12 protein-coding genes and 1 pseudogene are annotated in these 15509 nt (G+C 70.4%); 8 read left to right on the forward strand and 5 right to left on the reverse strand.

What is annotated here, in order from left to right:
* The 5 genes from A4R43_RS38140 (at position 1) to A4R43_RS38160 (ending at position 4585) form a co-directional block, all read left to right on the forward strand.
* Positions 1 to 1059, forward strand: a complete 1059-nt coding sequence (locus A4R43_RS38140; protein WP_113696538.1) for a peptidoglycan-binding protein — start codon at positions 1 to 3, stop codon at positions 1057 to 1059.
* Positions 1056 to 1739: an ABC transporter ATP-binding protein gene (locus tag A4R43_RS38145; RefSeq protein ID WP_113696539.1), complete on the forward strand. Its 684-nt coding sequence runs from the start codon at positions 1056 to 1058 to the stop codon at positions 1737 to 1739. The genes A4R43_RS38140 and A4R43_RS38145 overlap by 4 nt, the downstream gene beginning before the upstream one ends.
* The gene (locus A4R43_RS38150; protein ID WP_113696540.1) at positions 1736 to 2956 is read left to right on the forward strand and encodes an ABC transporter permease; all 1221 of its coding nucleotides are present in this window, start codon (positions 1736 to 1738) and stop codon (positions 2954 to 2956) included. The genes A4R43_RS38145 and A4R43_RS38150 overlap by 4 nt, the downstream gene beginning before the upstream one ends.
* 95 nt (positions 2957 to 3051) lie before the next feature.
* Positions 3052 to 3534 carry a hypothetical protein gene (locus A4R43_RS38155; RefSeq protein WP_113696541.1) on the forward strand — a complete coding sequence of 161 codons (483 nt, stop codon included), beginning with the start codon at positions 3052 to 3054 and terminating at the stop codon, positions 3532 to 3534.
* 4 nt (positions 3535 to 3538) lie between these two features.
* Positions 3539 to 4585 (forward strand): efflux RND transporter periplasmic adaptor subunit, encoded by a 1047-nt coding sequence (locus A4R43_RS38160; RefSeq protein WP_113696542.1) that lies wholly within the window; start codon positions 3539 to 3541, stop codon positions 4583 to 4585.
* Between the two features lie 31 nt (positions 4586 to 4616).
* Here the strand turns inward: A4R43_RS38160 and A4R43_RS38165 are convergent, their stop codons facing one another.
* Positions 4617 to 5747 (reverse strand): allene oxide cyclase barrel-like domain-containing protein, encoded by a 1131-nt coding sequence (locus A4R43_RS38165; RefSeq protein ID WP_113696543.1) that lies wholly within the window; start codon positions 5745 to 5747, stop codon positions 4617 to 4619.
* A gap of 172 nt (positions 5748 to 5919) precedes the next feature.
* Between A4R43_RS38165 and A4R43_RS38170 the strand changes: the two genes are divergently transcribed.
* The gene (locus tag A4R43_RS38170; protein ID WP_113696544.1) at positions 5920 to 7521 is read left to right on the forward strand and encodes an outer membrane protein assembly factor BamB family protein; all 1602 of its coding nucleotides are present in this window, start codon (positions 5920 to 5922) and stop codon (positions 7519 to 7521) included.
* Positions 7522 to 7563: 42 nt separating this feature from the next.
* Here A4R43_RS38170 and A4R43_RS38175 read toward each other — a convergent pair whose 3' ends face one another.
* Positions 7564 to 7782, reverse strand: coding sequence for a DUF5988 family protein (locus tag A4R43_RS38175; RefSeq protein WP_113696545.1), 219 nt, complete (start codon positions 7780 to 7782; stop codon positions 7564 to 7566).
* Positions 7783 to 8030: 248 nt separating this feature from the next.
* Here A4R43_RS38175 and A4R43_RS38180 point away from each other — a divergent pair, with 248 nt between their 5' ends.
* Positions 8031 to 8798 (forward strand): AfsR/SARP family transcriptional regulator, encoded by a 768-nt coding sequence (locus tag A4R43_RS38180; RefSeq protein ID WP_113696546.1) that lies wholly within the window; start codon positions 8031 to 8033, stop codon positions 8796 to 8798.
* A 3-nt stretch (positions 8799 to 8801) separates the two neighbouring features.
* On the opposite strand, the gene A4R43_RS38185 is transcribed toward A4R43_RS38180, so the two are convergent.
* Both A4R43_RS38185 and A4R43_RS38190 read right to left on the reverse strand, forming a co-directional pair.
* Complete coding sequence (locus tag A4R43_RS38185; RefSeq protein ID WP_113696547.1) at positions 8802 to 9992, reverse strand: cysteine desulfurase-like protein; 1191 nt, start codon at positions 9990 to 9992, stop codon at positions 8802 to 8804.
* Positions 9989 to 11140 carry a serine hydrolase domain-containing protein gene (locus tag A4R43_RS38190; protein ID WP_113696548.1) on the reverse strand — a complete coding sequence of 384 codons (1152 nt, stop codon included), beginning with the start codon at positions 11138 to 11140 and terminating at the stop codon, positions 9989 to 9991. The genes A4R43_RS38185 and A4R43_RS38190 overlap by 4 nt, the downstream gene beginning before the upstream one ends.
* A 105-nt stretch (positions 11141 to 11245) precedes the next feature.
* Here A4R43_RS38190 and A4R43_RS38195 point away from each other — a divergent pair, with 105 nt between their 5' ends.
* Positions 11246 to 11698, forward strand: a complete 453-nt coding sequence (locus A4R43_RS38195) for a hypothetical protein (RefSeq protein WP_162788741.1) — start codon at positions 11246 to 11248, stop codon at positions 11696 to 11698.
* Here A4R43_RS38195 and A4R43_RS38200 read toward each other — a convergent pair.
* A pseudogene (locus tag A4R43_RS38200) lies at positions 11663 to 15505 on the reverse strand (type I polyketide synthase); the annotation flags it as partial. The gene A4R43_RS38195 and the pseudogene A4R43_RS38200 sit on opposite strands and share 36 nt — an antisense overlap.
* Positions 15506 to 15509 lie beyond the last annotated feature (4 nt).

Genomic DNA, 15509 nt, shown 5'->3' on the forward strand with positions numbered 1-15509 from the left:
ATGAAAAAGCGCACGATCGCCTTCATCGCGGTCCCGGTGGTGGTCGCCGGAGCGGTCACCGCGGTGCTGCTGACCACCGGCCGTCCCGCGCCGCCCGCCGGCGCCGGGCAGCCCGCCACGAACACCGCGCAGGTCTCGGTCCGCGACCTCAGCCGGACCGAGACGATGAACGGTGTCATCGCCTACCGCGACGAGCGCGACCTGCCCACGGCGAAGGGCGGCATCGTGACCATGCTCCCCGGTGTCGGCGAAACGGTGAAGTCCGGCGGCGTGCTGATGCGCGTGGACGAGCGGCCGGTGGTGTTGTTCAACGGCACCATTCCCGCCTACCGCGACCTCGGCCCCGGCATCACCGACGGCCCCGACGTGGCGCAGCTCGAGGAAACGCTGGTGAACCTCGGCTACGGCAAGAAGTCGAGCACCTATCCCGACGCGCACTGGAACTCGGTGACCACCACCGCGCTGAAGAAGTACCAGGAGGACGTCGGTGCGGTCATCGACGGCATCGCCTCGCTCGGCGACATCGTGTTCACCCCGGGAGACGTGCGCATCGCCAAGCGGAACACCACGGTCGGCGCGCCGGTGGTGCCGGGGCAGGCGGTGCTCACCGTGTCGAGCACCGAGCGCCTGGTCACGGTGGACCTCGATCCGGTGAACCGCGATCTGGTGACGGTCGGTGCCGCGGTCAAGGTGGAACCACCGAGCGGCGACAAGCTCGACGGCACCATCGAGGAGGTCGGCACCGCGCTCGAAGCCGACGCCGACGGCAAGCAGGTCTACAAGCTCAAGGTGAAGCTGGCCGACGCCGCCGCCGCGGGGGACAACGTCGCGCTCGCCCCGGTGACCGTGCGGTACACGACGGTTGTCGCGGAGCAGGCGCTGACCGTGCCGGTGGCCGCGGTGGTCGGCGTGCCCGGTGGCGGTTACGCGGTCGATGTGCTGCCCGCGCAGGGCGGCGCCGCCGTCCGCACCCCGGTCGAGCTGGGGGCCTGGGGTGACGGGTTCGTCGTGGTGTCCGGTGGCGTGCAGGCCGGTGACAAGGTGGAGGTGCCGAAATGACCAGGCCCGTACTGGAAATCACCGAAGCGGTCCGCGAATACCCCGGTGTGCCACCGGTCCGCGCGCTCGACGGCGTCGACCTGACCGTCATGCCCGGCGAGTGGCTGGCGATCGTCGGCCCGTCTGGTTCCGGCAAGTCGACCCTGCTGAACCTGATGGGCGCACTGGACAAGCCGACCTCGGGCTCGGTCCGGATCGACGGGCACGAGGTGGGCAAGCTCAACGACGAAAAGCTTTCCGCGTTGCGCGGCCGCTCGCTCGGCTTTGTCTTCCAGTCGTTCCACCTGCTGCAGAGCCTGAGCGCGCTGGACAACGTGGGCACCGCGCTGATGTACCGCGGGATTCCGGCGGCCGAACGCCGTCGCCGCGCGGAGTCGGCGCTGACCAGGGTCGGGCTCGGGCACCGGCTCGGCCACCGGCCGTCACAGCTCTCCGGTGGCGAGAGCCAGCGGGTGGCGATCGCGCGGGCGCTGGTCGGTGATCCGGCGCTGGTGCTGGCCGACGAGCCCACCGGCAACCTGGATTCCCGCAACGGCGAGGAGATCATGCGGTTGTTCGGCGAACTGCACGCCGACGGCGCGACGCTGGTGCTGATCACCCACGACGACGAGATCGCCCGCGCCGCCCCGCGCCGGGTGCACATCCGCGACGGCCGGATAGTCCAGGGGGCACTGGTATGACCACCACCGAGGAAAGGCCGCCGCGGCTGGAGAAGTCCGTGCTGCGCTTCCGCGACGCGATCGCGCTGGGCAAGCTGGGTGTGCTCGGCAGGCGGGGCCGCGCGATGCTGACCGCGGTGGGCATCTCGATCGGCATCGCCGCGATCGTCGCGGTGGTCGGCATTTCCGCCTCCTCGCAGGCGAACCTGCTGCAGGTGCTGGACGATCTCGGCACCAACTACCTGACCGTGAAGCCGGGCCAGTCGTTCAGCAGCGACGAAGAGGCGCAGCTGCCCGCCGAAGCCGGTGGTCGTCTGTCCATTCTGGACCAGGTGCAGGCGGTGTCCACAGTGGCGCAATTGGACGTCACCGTCCGGCGCACCGACCAGATGCCCGCCACCGACACCCGGGGCGTGGTGGTGCTGGCCGCCGAAGCCGACCTGCTGTCCACTTTGAACGGGAAGCTGGCGTCGGGCCGCTGGCTCGACGCGGGTCTGTCCGGTTATCCGACCGTGGTGCTCGGCACCACCGCCGCGCAGCGCCACGGCGTGGACATCAGCGAGGGCGGGCAGCTGGTCTGGCTCGGCGAGCAGTGGTTCGCCGTGGTCGGCATCCTGCAGCCGATGCCGCTGGCGCCCGAGCTGGACAGCGCGGCGCTCATCGGCACCGGCATCGCCACGCAGCAGTTCGGTTACCAGGGTTCGCCGACCACGGTCTACGTGCGCGCGAACCCGGACGACATCAACGCGGTGCGTGACGTGGCCGGCGCGACGGCGAACCCGGAGAGCCCGCAGGAGGTGGAGGTGACCCGGCCGTCGGACGCGCTGGAAGCACGGGCCGCGGCGGACACCGCGTTCACCACCCTGCTGCTCGGCCTCGGCGGGGTCGCGCTGCTCGTCGGCGGCGTCGGCATCGCGAACGTCATGGTGATCTCCGTGCTGGAGCGGCGCAACGAGATCGGCGTGCGGCGCGCGCTGGGCGCCACCCGGCGGCACGTCCGCTCGCAGTTCCTGGTCGAGGCGCTGGTCCAGGCCGGGCTCGGCGGTTTCGCCGGGGTGCTGCTCGGCGCGGGCGTGACCGTGGTCTACGCGCTGGTGATGGGGTGGCCGATCGTGCTGCCGGTGGCCGGGCTGGCCGGTGGCGTGCTGGCCGCGCTGCTGGTCGGCGGTCTGGCCGGGCTCTACCCGGCCAGCCGCGCCGCCCGGCTCGAACCAGCCGAAGCGGTGCGGCCGGCCTGAGCCGGTTCAGCGCGTTCCAAGGCGTGTTAAGGCCGGTCCAAGGCTGGATCGGCACAGTGCTTGACCAAAGCGAAGTTCCATGGAGGTGGACGGCCATGTCGAAGCGGTTGCTCAACGGCGGGCTGCCGGTGCTGGCCCTGCTGTTCGCGTTGACCGCCTGTGGCGGGACCGAACCGGCCCAGCCGCAGGAGAACCAGACCCAGCACAGCCTGCTGCAGTACGCCCAGTGCATGCGGGACAACGGGGTGCAGCTCGCGGACCCGCAGCCGGACAGCCCCGGCGCGATGTACGAGGGCGTGGACAAGGAGTCCGCGGCGTTCGTCGCGGCGAACAAGACCTGCGGGCACTTCCTCGACGGGGTGGTGCAGGACCGGCAGAACCAGGATTCCGGCGACCAGGCCCAGCAGGACGAGGAGATGCTCGCGCTGGCGAAGTGCCTTCGGGAGAAGGGCATCGACGTGCCGGACCCGACCCCGGGCTCGGACACCCCGTTCGGCGACAAGCTGGACCGCACCGATCCGGCCACGGCGAAGGCGCTCAAGGAGTGCCAGCAGGCGCCCGCGCCGTCGCAGGGGTGAGGTCGTGAAGGCGAAGGTCGCGGTGCCCGCCGCGCTGGGCGTGGTGGCCATCGCCGGTGCCGCGGTCTGGTTCGCCGCGGACAGCGGGACCGAGCCGGCCACCCCCGCCGGCTCGGTCCCGACCGCCGACGTCGCGGTGCGCGACCTGACCCGTACGGAGAAGCTGAGCGGAGTGGTCGCCTACCAGGACATGCGTGAGCTGTCCACGGCGCAGAGCGGGGTCATCACCGAACTGCCGTCGCCGGGGACCGACCTGGCCAGTGGTGACGTGCTGATGCGGATCAACGACAAGCCGGTGGTGCTGTTGAACGGCGCGGTACCCGCGTGGCGGGACCTGAAGGCGGGCGTCACCGACGGCCCGGACGTGCACCAGCTGGAGTCCGCGTTGCTGGCGCTGGGCTTCGGCAAGCCGAGCGCCAGCTACCCCGACGACGACTGGAGCCAGAAGACCACCGACGCGGTCAAGCAGCTCCAGAAGAAGATCGGTGCCGAGGACGACGGTGTGCTCTCGCTCGGGGAAGTGGTGTTCACCGAAGGAAACGTGCACATCGCCAAGCTCAACGCGCACGAGGGCGGGATGACCTCACCGTCGGCGCCGGTGCTCACCGTGCAGAGCACGGACCGGGTGGTCACCGTCGACCTCGAACCGCTCGACCGCGACCTGGTCGAGGTCGGCAAGGCGGTGGAGGTGGAGCTGCCCAGCGGGGGCCAGGCGCCGGGCAAGATCGAGTCGGTCAGCACCACGCTGGAGACGAACGCCGACGGCAAGGGCGTTTTCAAGGTCACCATCGCGCTCGACGACCCGGGCCAGGTGAGCGGGCTGGCGCTGGCGCCGGTGACCGTGCACTACGTGGCGACCGTGGCGCAGCAGGCGCTTTCGGTCCCGGTGTCCTCGGTGATCGGCCTGCCGGGCGGCGGGAACGCGGTGGTGGTGGTCGCCCCGGACGGCACCAGCAAGCAGGTTCCGGTGCAGCTCGGCGAATGGGGTGACGGCTTCGTGCAGGTCACCGGGGAGCTGCCGGCCGGGACCAAGGTCGAGGTTCCGCTCTGACCCCGCACCCGCGGGGCCAGAGCGGAGGCGCCTAGGTGGTGGGCGGGTCCCATTCCCAGTGCTCGACCAGGCCGTCGCACAGGAACACCTGACCGTCCAAATCAGACTGTCCGGTGACCTTGAACCGGCGGCTGCCGATCATGCCGGCGTAGCGGCCGCTCACGCCGTCGGCCCACATCGCGTGCCATTCGTAGACGTTGCTCAGCGTCAGGTTGTACACCCCGGAGGTGCGGATGGTGCCGTCGCGGAAGGTGATGGTCTGCTGCACGAACTTCAGCCCGATGTCGTTGGCCGGGTCCTTGAAGGGCGTGTACGAATAACCCTTCGAAATGGCGACGAGCCTGCCGTCCTTGCGGAACTCGGACTTGTAGTGCATGGATGATCCGGCACCGGGCGGCCATTCCCCGCCGTCACCGGGGGCGGGCCCGTATTCCTCGGTCAGTTCCTCGCGGAGGCCGACGTGCACCGCGCAGTCGTTCGGCGGGACCGGGCTGTCGGCGGGATCCTTGGGTGGCTCGGCCGCCTCGAGCGCGGCCAGCGCGTTGGACTGCTTCTCCGCCAGTGTTTCCCCGGTCTTGGGCTGCTTCGGGTTCCAGTCCCAGTTCTCTTCGAGCCCGCCGCACAGGTACAGCCCGGCGTTCAGGCTCAGCCCCAGTTGCGTGATCTGGAAGGTGCGCGCGCCGATCATGCCCGCGTACCGGCCGCTGACGCCTTCCGCGGAGATGTAGTTCCATTCGTGGTAGTTGTTCGGGGTGACGCTGTACACGCCGGACGTCCGGATGACCCCGTCGGCGAGCGTGATGGTTTCCTGCGCGTACTGCAGGATCACGTCGTCCTTGTCGTCGCGGTAGGGGACATAGGAATAGCCCTTCGAGGTGGCCACCCAGTTGCCAGCCGGGTCACGCAGTTCGGCCTTGAAGTAGACCTGGTGCCCCACCTGCAGCCTGCTGCCCACCGGCGGATTGCTTGGATCGGGGAAAATCGGGTACTTCTCCACGATCAGTTCGCTCAGGTTGTTGTGGTTGACGCAGTCGTGCGGCACCCCGGCGGAATCCGCGGCGCCCGCGGTGGCCGGAACGACCAGCGAGAGCGCCACGAAGGCGCTCGCGAACAGGGCGATCCGGCTTCTGCGCCGACGCGCCTGATGGCGGAAAATGTGCATGGTTCTCCTTTCGGCGGGTCGAGGCTAGGAGCGGCCGCTAAACCGTGCCTTAGGCCGGAATATTCCGCCTTCGTCCGTCCATAGGGGAGTAACAGGGGGCTTGGGGACGCCCTCGGCGGCTGGCATGGTCTAGCGAGCCCGCACGCGATCCGCGTGAGAGAAGAGGGAGACCATGACCCGATCCAGAACGGCTCGATGGCGCCCGGTCCGCTGGGCGATTCCGGTGGTGTGCGCACTGGTCGCGGTGCTCGCGCCGACCCCGGCGGTGAGCACGCCCGGTTTCACCGGCGGGGACTGGCCCACCTGGACCAAGGACGCCAGGGGGAGCAGGCACAACGCCGCCGAACGGCGGATCAACCAGTTCACTGTGGACGATCTTTCGGTCAGGTGGGCCCACGCCTTCCCGCGTGGCGGCCCGACCCTGCGCAGCCAGCCGGCGGTGACCGGCGGCCGGATGTACTTCGGCGGCCCGGACGGGCTGTTCTACGCGCTGGACGCCAAAACCGGCGCGACGCTGTGGACCTTCGACCTGGGCACCGTCGATCCGGCGGTGGGTGCGGCCAAGGTGGTGCGCGACAGCCCGTCCGTCGCGAATGGACGCGTCTACTTCGGAGACGGCCGTGGTTACCTGTACGCGCTGAACCAGTGGACCGGCGCACTCGAGTGGGCCGAACGGCTGGACACCAATCCGGCCGCACGGCTGACCAGCTCCCCGATCCACTTCGACGGCCGCGTCTACGTCGGCGTGGCGAGCGCGGACAACGCCGGCGGTGTGGACTCGGCGTGTTGCACCTTCCGCGGGCACGTGGACGCGCTCGACGCCGAGACCGGTGAGCTGGTTTGGCGCTACTACACGGTTCCCGAGCCCAAGGCGGTCGGCACCTGGCCCAGCGGCGCGATCCACTGGTCGCCGTCCGGCGCCGGGGTGTGGAGCTCACCGGTGATCGATCCGGCCACCCGCACGCTCTACGTGGGCACCGGCCAGAACTACACCGGCACCGAAGGCGACTCGGATTCCGTGCTCGCGCTGGACGTGGGCACCGGTGCCGTGCGGTGGACCAAACAGCTGACGCATCCGGACACCTGGCGCGTGCTGTGCGCCGATCCGAAGGCGCCGCCCGGTTACTGCCCCGGTCTCGAAGACGGTTCCGCGCTGGACTACGACATCGGCACCGCGCCCAACGTGTTCACCGTCAAGGGCCGCACGTACGTCGGCGTGGGGCAGAAGAGCGGGGTCTACCACGTGCTCGACACGGCCACCGGCGCGATCGTCTGGCAGCGCCAGCTTTCCTCCGGTGACACCACCTATTCCGAGTCCGGCATCCAGTGGGGCGCCAGCTACGACGGTGAACGGCTCTACGTGGCCACGAACCAGGGCAACCCGGGTGCGGTGCACGCGCTCGACCCGGAAACCGGGGCGCTGCTGTGGCGAACGCCGAATCCGGCGGACGGTTGCGCGTGGGGTGGTGCCGCGCTCGCGCCGGCCAGCTGCCTGCTGGCACACGCGCCCGCGGTGAGCAGCAGCCCCGGTGTGGTCTACGAGGGCAGTTCCGACGGCAAGATCCGGGCCTACCGCGCCAGGGACGGCAAGGTGCTCTGGCAGTTCGACACCATCCAGGACTTCCCGGGCGTCAACGGACTCGTCGGCCGCGGCGGCGGGCTGGCCGGTGGCGGCGGTGCGGTGGTGGCCGACGGCATGCTCTACGTGATGTCCGGGTTCCGGCCGCTCTACCCGAGCGACAAGGGATTTGTGCTGCTGGCCTTCGGTGTGTGAAAAAGGCGGTGAGCGCCGTTGCTCACCGCCTCACCCCCGGCGTCATTCGGCGACGTAGGTCCGCCCGGTCCATTCGAAGACGCGCAACCGGCGGCCCGCGTGCGTTTCGGTTTCGGCCGTCGGGCGGAAGTGTTCGTAACGATTCCCGTTCGCCAGCTTCAGCGGGCTTTCCTCGTCGTGCACTCGGTGGAAGCGCGGGTTTCCGCCAGGTAACGCGAGCGGGCCGCCGCGCAGCACCACATTGGGCCCGATATCACTCATGGCACCGTCCTTTCCCCGGATGGTTTCGCTGGGTGACGGAAGCCATCGTCGGCACGCCGGCTAAAGCGGTGCTTTCGGGTGTCTTGCCCTCGTGCGCGGGTGTGCGCAGGGGAGGGCCGGTCGGTGCGTAGGGGCGGTTTCACGAGGCGGTTAGGGGCTTGGGTGAACCTCCGAACAGTGGCAAAGTCGCCGTTACCGGAACTGAGAAAGGGACCCGGTCGGGGGAAGACGAGTCACCGGAGGGCAAGTTGCGATACGAGATCCTGGGCAGACTCAGAGTGGTCGACGACGAGGGAGCCACCTCGCTGACCGCGCGCAAGATGGAAACGCTGCTGGCCGTCCTGCTGGGCCGGGCGGACCAGGTGGTGACCACCGATCAGCTGATCACCGAGATCTGGGGGGACCGCCCGCCGCAGCGGGTGAACGCGGCACTGCACGTCTACATTTCCCAGCTGCGGAAGTTCCTGGACCGCCCGGGGCGCCGGGCCAGCCCGATCGTCACGCGCCCGCAGGGGTATCTGCTGCACCTCGGCGAGGACACGCTGGACGTCAACGACTTCCAGCGGAAGGTGAACCGCGGCCGGGAGGCGGCGCAGCGGGGGCGGCACGAGGAGGCGGTGGCCCAGTTCGAGGCGGCGCTGGCGCTGTGGCGGGGGCGCGCGCTCAACGACGTGCAGGACGGCCCGATCCTCTACTGGTACGTGACCTGGCTGGAAGAGGCGCGGCTGGAGTGCGTGGAGATGCTCAACGACGCCTACCTGATGCTGAGCAGGCACCGCGAGGTGGTCGGCAGGCTGTACGTGCTCACCGGGGAGCACCCGTTGCGCGAGTCGTTCTACCGGCAGCTGATGCTGGCGTTGTTCCGCTCGGAGCGCCAGGCCGACGCGCTGAAGGTCTACCAGCACGCCCGCGAACGGCTCAACGCCGAGCTGGGCCTGGAACCGTGCCGTCCGCTGCGTGAACTGCAGGGCGCGATCCTGCGCGGTGACGAACTGCTCAAGCACACCGTCGCGTAAGTCCTAAGTAGACAACGCGGTGAGCAGCCGGTCCACTTCCCCGGCGGTGTTGTAGTGGATGATGCTGGCGCGGACCGCGCTGCCGGTGTCGCGGATGCCCAGTGCGCCGGTGAGTTCCCACGCGTAGTTGTGGCCGTTCCACACGTTGACGCGGGCCGCCGCCAGCCGTTCCGCGGTCTCGCGCGGGGTTTGGCCTTCGACGGTGAAGTAGGCGACCGCGGTCCGGCGCGCCGGTGCGCCGTGCAGCTGGATGCCGGGAATTCCGCGCAGGCCGTCGAGCAGCCGGCTGGACAGTTGTTGCTCGTGGGCTTCGGCCGCCGTCATCGAGGCGAGGATGCGTTCGCGGCGGGTGCCCTCGTGGCTGGTGAGCCCGGCGAGGTGGTCGACGGCCGCGGTCACCCCGGCGAGATCGGCGAACGGCAGCGTCCCGGTCTCGAACCGGTTGGGCACGTCGTCGCTGGACGAGGCCAGCTTGTCGGGGCGCAGCGTGTCGAGCAGGGCGGGATCGGCGACCACCGCGCCGATGTGCGGTCCGCACCACTTGTAGGCGCTGGTGGCGTAGAAGTCGGCGCCGAGCGCGGTCCGGTCGGTGGGGCCGTGCGGGGTGGCGTGCACCCCGTCGACGTAGGTGAGCGCACCGGCCGCGTGGGCGGCGGCGGTGATCGAGGCGACGTCCGGCCGGGTGCCGAGCACGTTGCTCGCCGCGGTGCCGGCGACCAGCCGGGTGCGCTCGGAGAGCAGGCTCTCGAACTGGTCGGCGGGCAACTCGCCGTTGTCGTCGATCTCCGCCCAGCGCACGGTCGCCCCGGCCCTGGCGGCGGCCTGCACCCAGGGGCGGACGTTGGCGTCGTGGTCGAGGCGGGTCACCACCACCTCGTCGCCGGGTGACCAGCCCGCCGCGAGCGTGCCGGCCAGGCGGTAGGTGAGCGTGGTCATGTTGGGGCCGAGGACGACCCCACGCGGATCCCCGCCGACCAGGTCGGCCACCGCCTGCCTCGCGTCGGCGACGATCTGGTCGGCGCGGTGGCTGGCGGGGAAGGCACCGCCGACGTTGCCGATGCCGCGGCGGTAGGTCCCGGCGATCGCTTCGATCACCGGCGCCGGGACCTGCGTTCCGGCGGCGCCGTCGAAATAGGCGTAGCCGTCTTCGAGCGCGGGGAAGGCGGCGCGGACCGCGTCAACGTCGAAACTCATGCGAGCGCCTGGTAAGCCGAGGTCCAGAAGTCCTGGTAGGCCTTGCTCATCAGCGGGAAGTCGGCGCGCTGGGTGAGCAGGACGCCGACCAGGTCCTCGGTGGGATCGACGGCCCACGACGTGCCGAGGCCGCCGTCCCAGCCGAAGCGGCCGGGCGTCTCGTAGATGCTGTCGCGGCGCGTGCTGACGGCCACGCCGAAGCCCCAGCCGCGGTTGTCGAAGTAACCGGGGAAGAAGCCGGACTCGGCTTTCTGCTGGGGCGTGAGGTGGTCGGCGGTCATCGTGGTGATGCTCGCGCGCGAAAGCACCTCCGTGGTGCGGAACAGGCGGCTGAAGGCGAGCAGGTCGTCGACGGTGGAGACGAGCCCGCCTCCGGCGGACGGGAACACCGGCGGCTTGCTCCACGAGCCGCCGACCTCGTCGTACACCTCGAGTTCGCCGGTCTGCTCGTTGGGCCAGTAGCTCGTGGTGAAGCGGTCGAGCTTGCCGGCGGGCACGCTGAACGCGGTGTCGGTCATGCCGAGCGGGGTGAAAACGCGTTCGGTGAGAAAGGTTTCGAGGTCCTGGCCGGAGGCGCGCGCGAGCAGCGCGCCGAGGATCTCGGCGCCGGTGTGGTAGAGCCAGCGCGTGCCGGGCTGGTGCATCAGCGGGAATTCACCGAGCTTCTTGAGCCATTCGTCGGCGGTGAACGGGCTGAACGGCTTCGGCGGGCCGAACGGGTTCAGCTCGGCGGCGGCTTCCTGGATGGGATACGGCTCCGGTGACCACGGCAGCATGCCGAAGCCGTTGCGGAAGGTGAGCAGGTCGCGGAGTGTGATCTCCCGCTGGGCGGGAACCGTGTCGTCGAGCGGGCCAGCCGGATCACGCAGCACCCGCGGGCCCGCGAGCTCGGGGAGCCAGTCGGTGAGGGGGTCGTCAAGGCGGAGCACGCACTCCTCGACCAGCACCATCGCGCCGACGGCGGCGATCGGCTTGGTCATCGAGCTGATCCGGAAGATCGAATCGCGGCGCACGTCGCCGACGGCGTCGATGTGCACCTCGTCGCCGCTGCTCAGCGCGGTCACCGCGCCGGGGAGCAGCCCGCTTTCCACGTGGCGGGCGAGCGCCTGGTGGACCCGGTCGAGGCGGTGCGGCACGAACCTGCTCATGGCGGCGAGCTTAGGCGGCGGCGGACGGCCCCGCCAGAACGTTCGCGCGGCAGCTTGCGGTCAACGGAGCGCGGGGACTGGCCCGGTGCCGTTAATGTGCTGCGCGTGGGTGACAAGTGGGCGGAGAGGCGGGAAGCCCGCCGACGGCAGGGCGAGGCCGAACTGGCGGACCTGCGTGGCCAGGTGGTGCTGGGGCCCGAGCGGCCGAAGAGCCTGAGGCTGGCGTTTGTGCTGTGGATGGTGATCGGTGTTCCCCTGGTCATCGGGCTCGTCGGCATCGTCATCGTGGCCGCGGCGGTCAACCTCCGCGCGGGGTATCGCGGGGCGCGCGTGTGGCTGACCGCCTTCGGCGTCCTGGCGGTGTTTCAGCTGGTCGGAGTCGTTTGGGTGGCCCTCGACCTGATGTCCAGCAACAAGCTCGTCTACCCGCAGTTCGTGCCGATCGCGTTGATCTTCCCGATCGTGGCGCTGGTCGCCACGGTCTCGATGTGGCAGCGCGACACCACCGAGTACATGCGGCAGCTACGCGAGATCAGCAGCGGCCAGCGTCTCCCGTAGGTGGGCGATGACGGCCCCCAGCGTCGGCTGGTCGTAGATGGCGACCGGCGGGATCTCGACCCCGGCGGCCGTCTGCAGCCGGGTGCTCAGCTCCAGCGCGGTGAACGACGAGAACCCGTGGTCCAGCAGGCTGTCCTCCACGCCGATGGCCTCCGGGCTCGCGTGGCCGAGCACGTCCGAGGCGTGGAACCGCACCAGTTCGGTCAGCAGCCGTTCGCGCTCGGGTCCGGTCGCGGCCAGCAGCTGGTTGTCCGGTTCGACCGGAGGCGCCGGTGTTTCCAGCTCCGCGACCACCTCCGGTGCCGCGGTACCCTGCCGCAGCACCACGCCGACCGCACCGGGATCGACCCCGTCCCAGGCGACCGCCACCGACGGCACTTCGCGCGCGCGTGCCCACGCGGCCGCGTAACGCGCGTGCGCGGGCGTGGTGAAGACGAAGGCCGTGGCCGCCAGCTCGTCCAGGCGTGCCAACGACTTCCGCACGTCGGCGTCCGGCGCGACAACGTGCACCACCGCGCCGAGCGTCGGCACCGCCTCCGCCACCACCTCGACGCCCTGCTCGCGGAACCAGCGGGCGGCCCAGGTGCTCAGCTCGTCGTCACCGGTGATCAAGACGGGACCACCGGGCCGCCAGTTGCCGTTGAGTTCCGCGCGCTCCAGTCGTTCCGCGAACACCTCCGAACCCCGGATGGCCACGCGCTGCTCGCCGGAGCCGAGCACCTCCACCAGCCGTTTCCACGTCTCATCTGTGGGATCGATCAGCTGGACCACGTGATCGCTGTCGGCATCGTCGTCGGAAGTCAGCAACCACACCGGGGCCGGATGCTCCACCTCGCGGAAGGACAGCACGCCGGTCACCTCGGCCGCATCCGACGTGACCACCTGCGCGCCATGCTCCCGCAGGACCTCGGCCAGTCGCGTGGGGACGTCCAGCACCAGCCAGGTGCCCAGGGGCGCCGTCGGCCCGACCGTCCTCAATGGACGCCAGACGCGTCGGTGCGCCCAGGTGTGCCGTCGCTGCCACGCGGCCAGCGTCGCCTGCTGCACCTCGCTCAGGCCCAGCACCTCCACCGCGGAATCCAGGCCGGGCCGCGGTGTCACCGGATCCAGCCAGTACCGCGACCGCTGGAAGGCGTACGTCGGCAGGTCGACCCGACGCGCCCCGCTGAACCCGGCCGCCCAGTTCACCGGCACCCCCCGCACGTGTGCCTTCGCCAGCGCGGTGACCAGCGTGCGAGGCTCGGCGCGGCGTGACGTGAGCGCGGGAATGATCGCGCCGGGCGCGGCCTCCGGTACGCACGCCTGCATCGCGGGAGTCAGCACGGCATCCGGCCCGATTTCGAGGAACGTGCGTACGCCGGACGAATGCAGGGTGCGCATGGCGTCGAGGAACCGCACCGGCCGGCGAACCTGCCGCACCCAGTACTCCGGCGAGGTCAGCTCGTCCGCGACGGCACCGGTCACAGTGGACACCACGGGAATGCGGGGCGCCGAGTAGGTCAGGCCGCGGGCGACCCGCCGGTATTCGTCGAGCATCGGGTCCAGGTGTGGTGAGTGGAAGGCGTGGCTGACGGTGAGGCGCTTGGTCCGGACACCCCGCGCCTTGAACTCCGCGCCGATGGCCAGCACCCGCTCCAGATCGCCCGCGAGCACCACGGCATTCGGCCCGTTCACCGCGGCCAGGCTCACCGACGGGTCCAGGAACTCCGCGACCGCCGACTCCGGCGCCTCGATCGCCACCATCGCGCCGTCGTCGCGGGCCGACTCCATCAACCGGCCGCGGGCCGCGACCAGCACACAAGCGTCCTCAACGGACAGTACCCCGGCGACGTGCGCGGCGGTCAGCTCGCCGATCGAATGACCAGCCACAAAGGACGGTCGAACGCCGTAGGACTCGATCAGCCGGTACAAAGCCGTCTCCAGGGCGAACAACGCGACCTGCGTGTACGCGGTCCGGTTCAGCAGCGCGGCTTCCGGGGTGCGTGGTTCGGCGAACAGGATCGGCAGCAGTGGCCGGTCCAGCAGCCCGTCGAACAAGGCGCAGACGCGGTCCAGTTCCGCGGTGAACACCGGATAGGTCGCGTACAGCTGACGTCCCATGCCCGGTCGCTGACTGCCCTGCCCGGTGAAGAGGAACGCGGTCTTTCCGCCGGTGGCCTGCCCGTGCACCAGGTTCGTGGCCGGGGTGCCCTGTGCCAGCGCGGACAGGCCCTTGACCAGTTCCTCCTGCCGGTCACCAAAGACCACGGCGCGATGGGAGAACGCCGTGCGTGTGGTCGCCAGCGAATGGCCGACGTCGGCGACGGTCAGGCCGGGGTTCAGCGTGAGGTGCCGCAGGAGGCGCTCGGCCTGCCCCGGCAACGCGACGGCTGACTTCGCTGAGAGCACCCACGGCACGGGCCCCGGCGCGGCACACGGTTCACCCGCCGGTTCGACCGGCGGCGCCTGCTCCAGGATCACGTGCGCGTTGGTGCCGCTGATGCCGAACGACGACACCCCGGCGCGGCGTGGATGCCCGTTCGGCTGCCACTTGGCCGGCTCGGTGAGCAGGGAAACACCGCCGGAAGCCCAGTCCACCAGCGGATTCGGCTCGTCGGCGTGCAGGGTGCGCGGCAACTCCCCGTGCCGCATGGCCATCAGCATCTTGATCACGCCGGCCACCCCGGCGGCGGCCTGCGTGTGCCCGATGTTCGACTTGATCGAGCCCAGGTGCAGCGGTTTGTCACCGCGCGACTTCCCGTACGTGGCCAGCAGTGCCCGCGCCTCGATCGGGTCGCCGAGCGTGGTACCGGTGCCGTGTGCCTCGACGGCGTCCACTTCGGACGCCGGGACCCGCGCGTTCTCCAGTGCCTGCTTGATCACGCGTTCCTGTGACGGCCCGTTCGGCGCGGTGAGCCCGTTCGACGCGCCGTCCTGGTTGACCGCCGTGCCACGCACCAGGCCGAGCACCTGGTGCCCGTTCCGCCGGGCGTCGGACAGCCGTTCCAGCAACAGCAGTCCCGCGCCTTCGGCGAATCCGGTGCCGTCGGCCGCGGCGGAGAACGACTTGCAGCGGCCGTCGGCCGACAACCCGCGCTGGCGGTCGAATTCGGTGAACACCATCGGCGTGGCCATCACCGTCACGCCGCCCGCCAGCGCCAGCGAGCAGTCGCCGCCACGCAGGGCCTGCACCGCCAGGTGCAGCGCCACCAGCGAAGACGAGCACGCGGTGTCGATGGTGACGGCCGGTCCTTCGAGGCCGAAGGTGTAGGCGACGCGGCCCGAGGCGATGCTGCCCGCGCTGCCGTTGCCGAGGTAGCTCTCGTAACCCCGCGGTGCGCGATCCTGCAACCGGCTGCCGTAGTCGCTGTACATCACCCCGGTGAACACGCCGGTGCTGCTGCCGCGCAAGGCTTCCGCGTCGATTCCGGCGCGCTCGAAGGCTTCCCATGCGATTTCCAGCAGCAACCGTTGCTGCGGGTCGATCGCGGGTGCCTCGCGGGGTGAGATGCCGAAGAAGCCGGGGTCGAATTCGGCGGCGTCGTAGAGAAAACCCCCGGTGTGCGGGCGGTCGCGCCGGTCCGGATCGGGGTCGTAGACGTCGGCGGGCCAGCCGCGGTCGTCGGGAAAGCCCGTGATGGCGTCCCGGCCGGAGGCGACCAGTTCCCACAGGTCCTCCGGTGACGCGACGCCGTGCGGGTAGCGGCAGCTCATCGCCACCACGGCGATCGGTTCGCTGGCCCGTTCCTCCAGTGCGAGCAGCTGGTCGCGGGTCCGGTCGAGATCGGTGGTCACCCATTTCAGGTAGTCGAGCAGCTTCTGCTCGGTCGGG

It is taken from the genome of Amycolatopsis albispora (genome assembly GCF_003312875.1).
Taxonomy (GTDB): domain Bacteria; phylum Actinomycetota; class Actinomycetes; order Mycobacteriales; family Pseudonocardiaceae; genus Amycolatopsis; species Amycolatopsis albispora.

What these genes read in the sequence shown, in the direction of transcription:
- A4R43_RS38140 (WP_113696538.1), top strand. Translation starts at nt 1, where the DNA reads ATGAAAAAGCGCACGATCGCCTTCATCGCGGTCCCGGTGGTGGTCGCC.
- A4R43_RS38145 (WP_113696539.1), top strand. Translation starts at nt 1,056, where the DNA reads ATGACCAGGCCCGTACTGGAAATCACCGAAGCGGTCCGCGAATACCCC.
- A4R43_RS38150 (WP_113696540.1), top strand. Translation starts at nt 1,736, where the DNA reads ATGACCACCACCGAGGAAAGGCCGCCGCGGCTGGAGAAGTCCGTGCTG.
- A4R43_RS38155 (WP_113696541.1), top strand. Translation starts at nt 3,052, where the DNA reads ATGTCGAAGCGGTTGCTCAACGGCGGGCTGCCGGTGCTGGCCCTGCTG.
- A4R43_RS38165 (WP_113696543.1), bottom strand. Translation starts at nt 5,747, where the DNA reads ATGCACATTTTCCGCCATCAGGCGCGTCGGCGCAGAAGCCGGATCGCC.
- A4R43_RS38170 (WP_113696544.1), top strand. Translation starts at nt 5,920, where the DNA reads ATGACCCGATCCAGAACGGCTCGATGGCGCCCGGTCCGCTGGGCGATT.
- A4R43_RS38175 (WP_113696545.1), bottom strand. Translation starts at nt 7,782, where the DNA reads ATGAGTGATATCGGGCCCAATGTGGTGCTGCGCGGCGGCCCGCTCGCG.
- A4R43_RS38185 (WP_113696547.1), bottom strand. Translation starts at nt 9,992, where the DNA reads ATGAGTTTCGACGTTGACGCGGTCCGCGCCGCCTTCCCCGCGCTCGAA.
- A4R43_RS38190 (WP_113696548.1), bottom strand. Translation starts at nt 11,140, where the DNA reads ATGAGCAGGTTCGTGCCGCACCGCCTCGACCGGGTCCACCAGGCGCTC.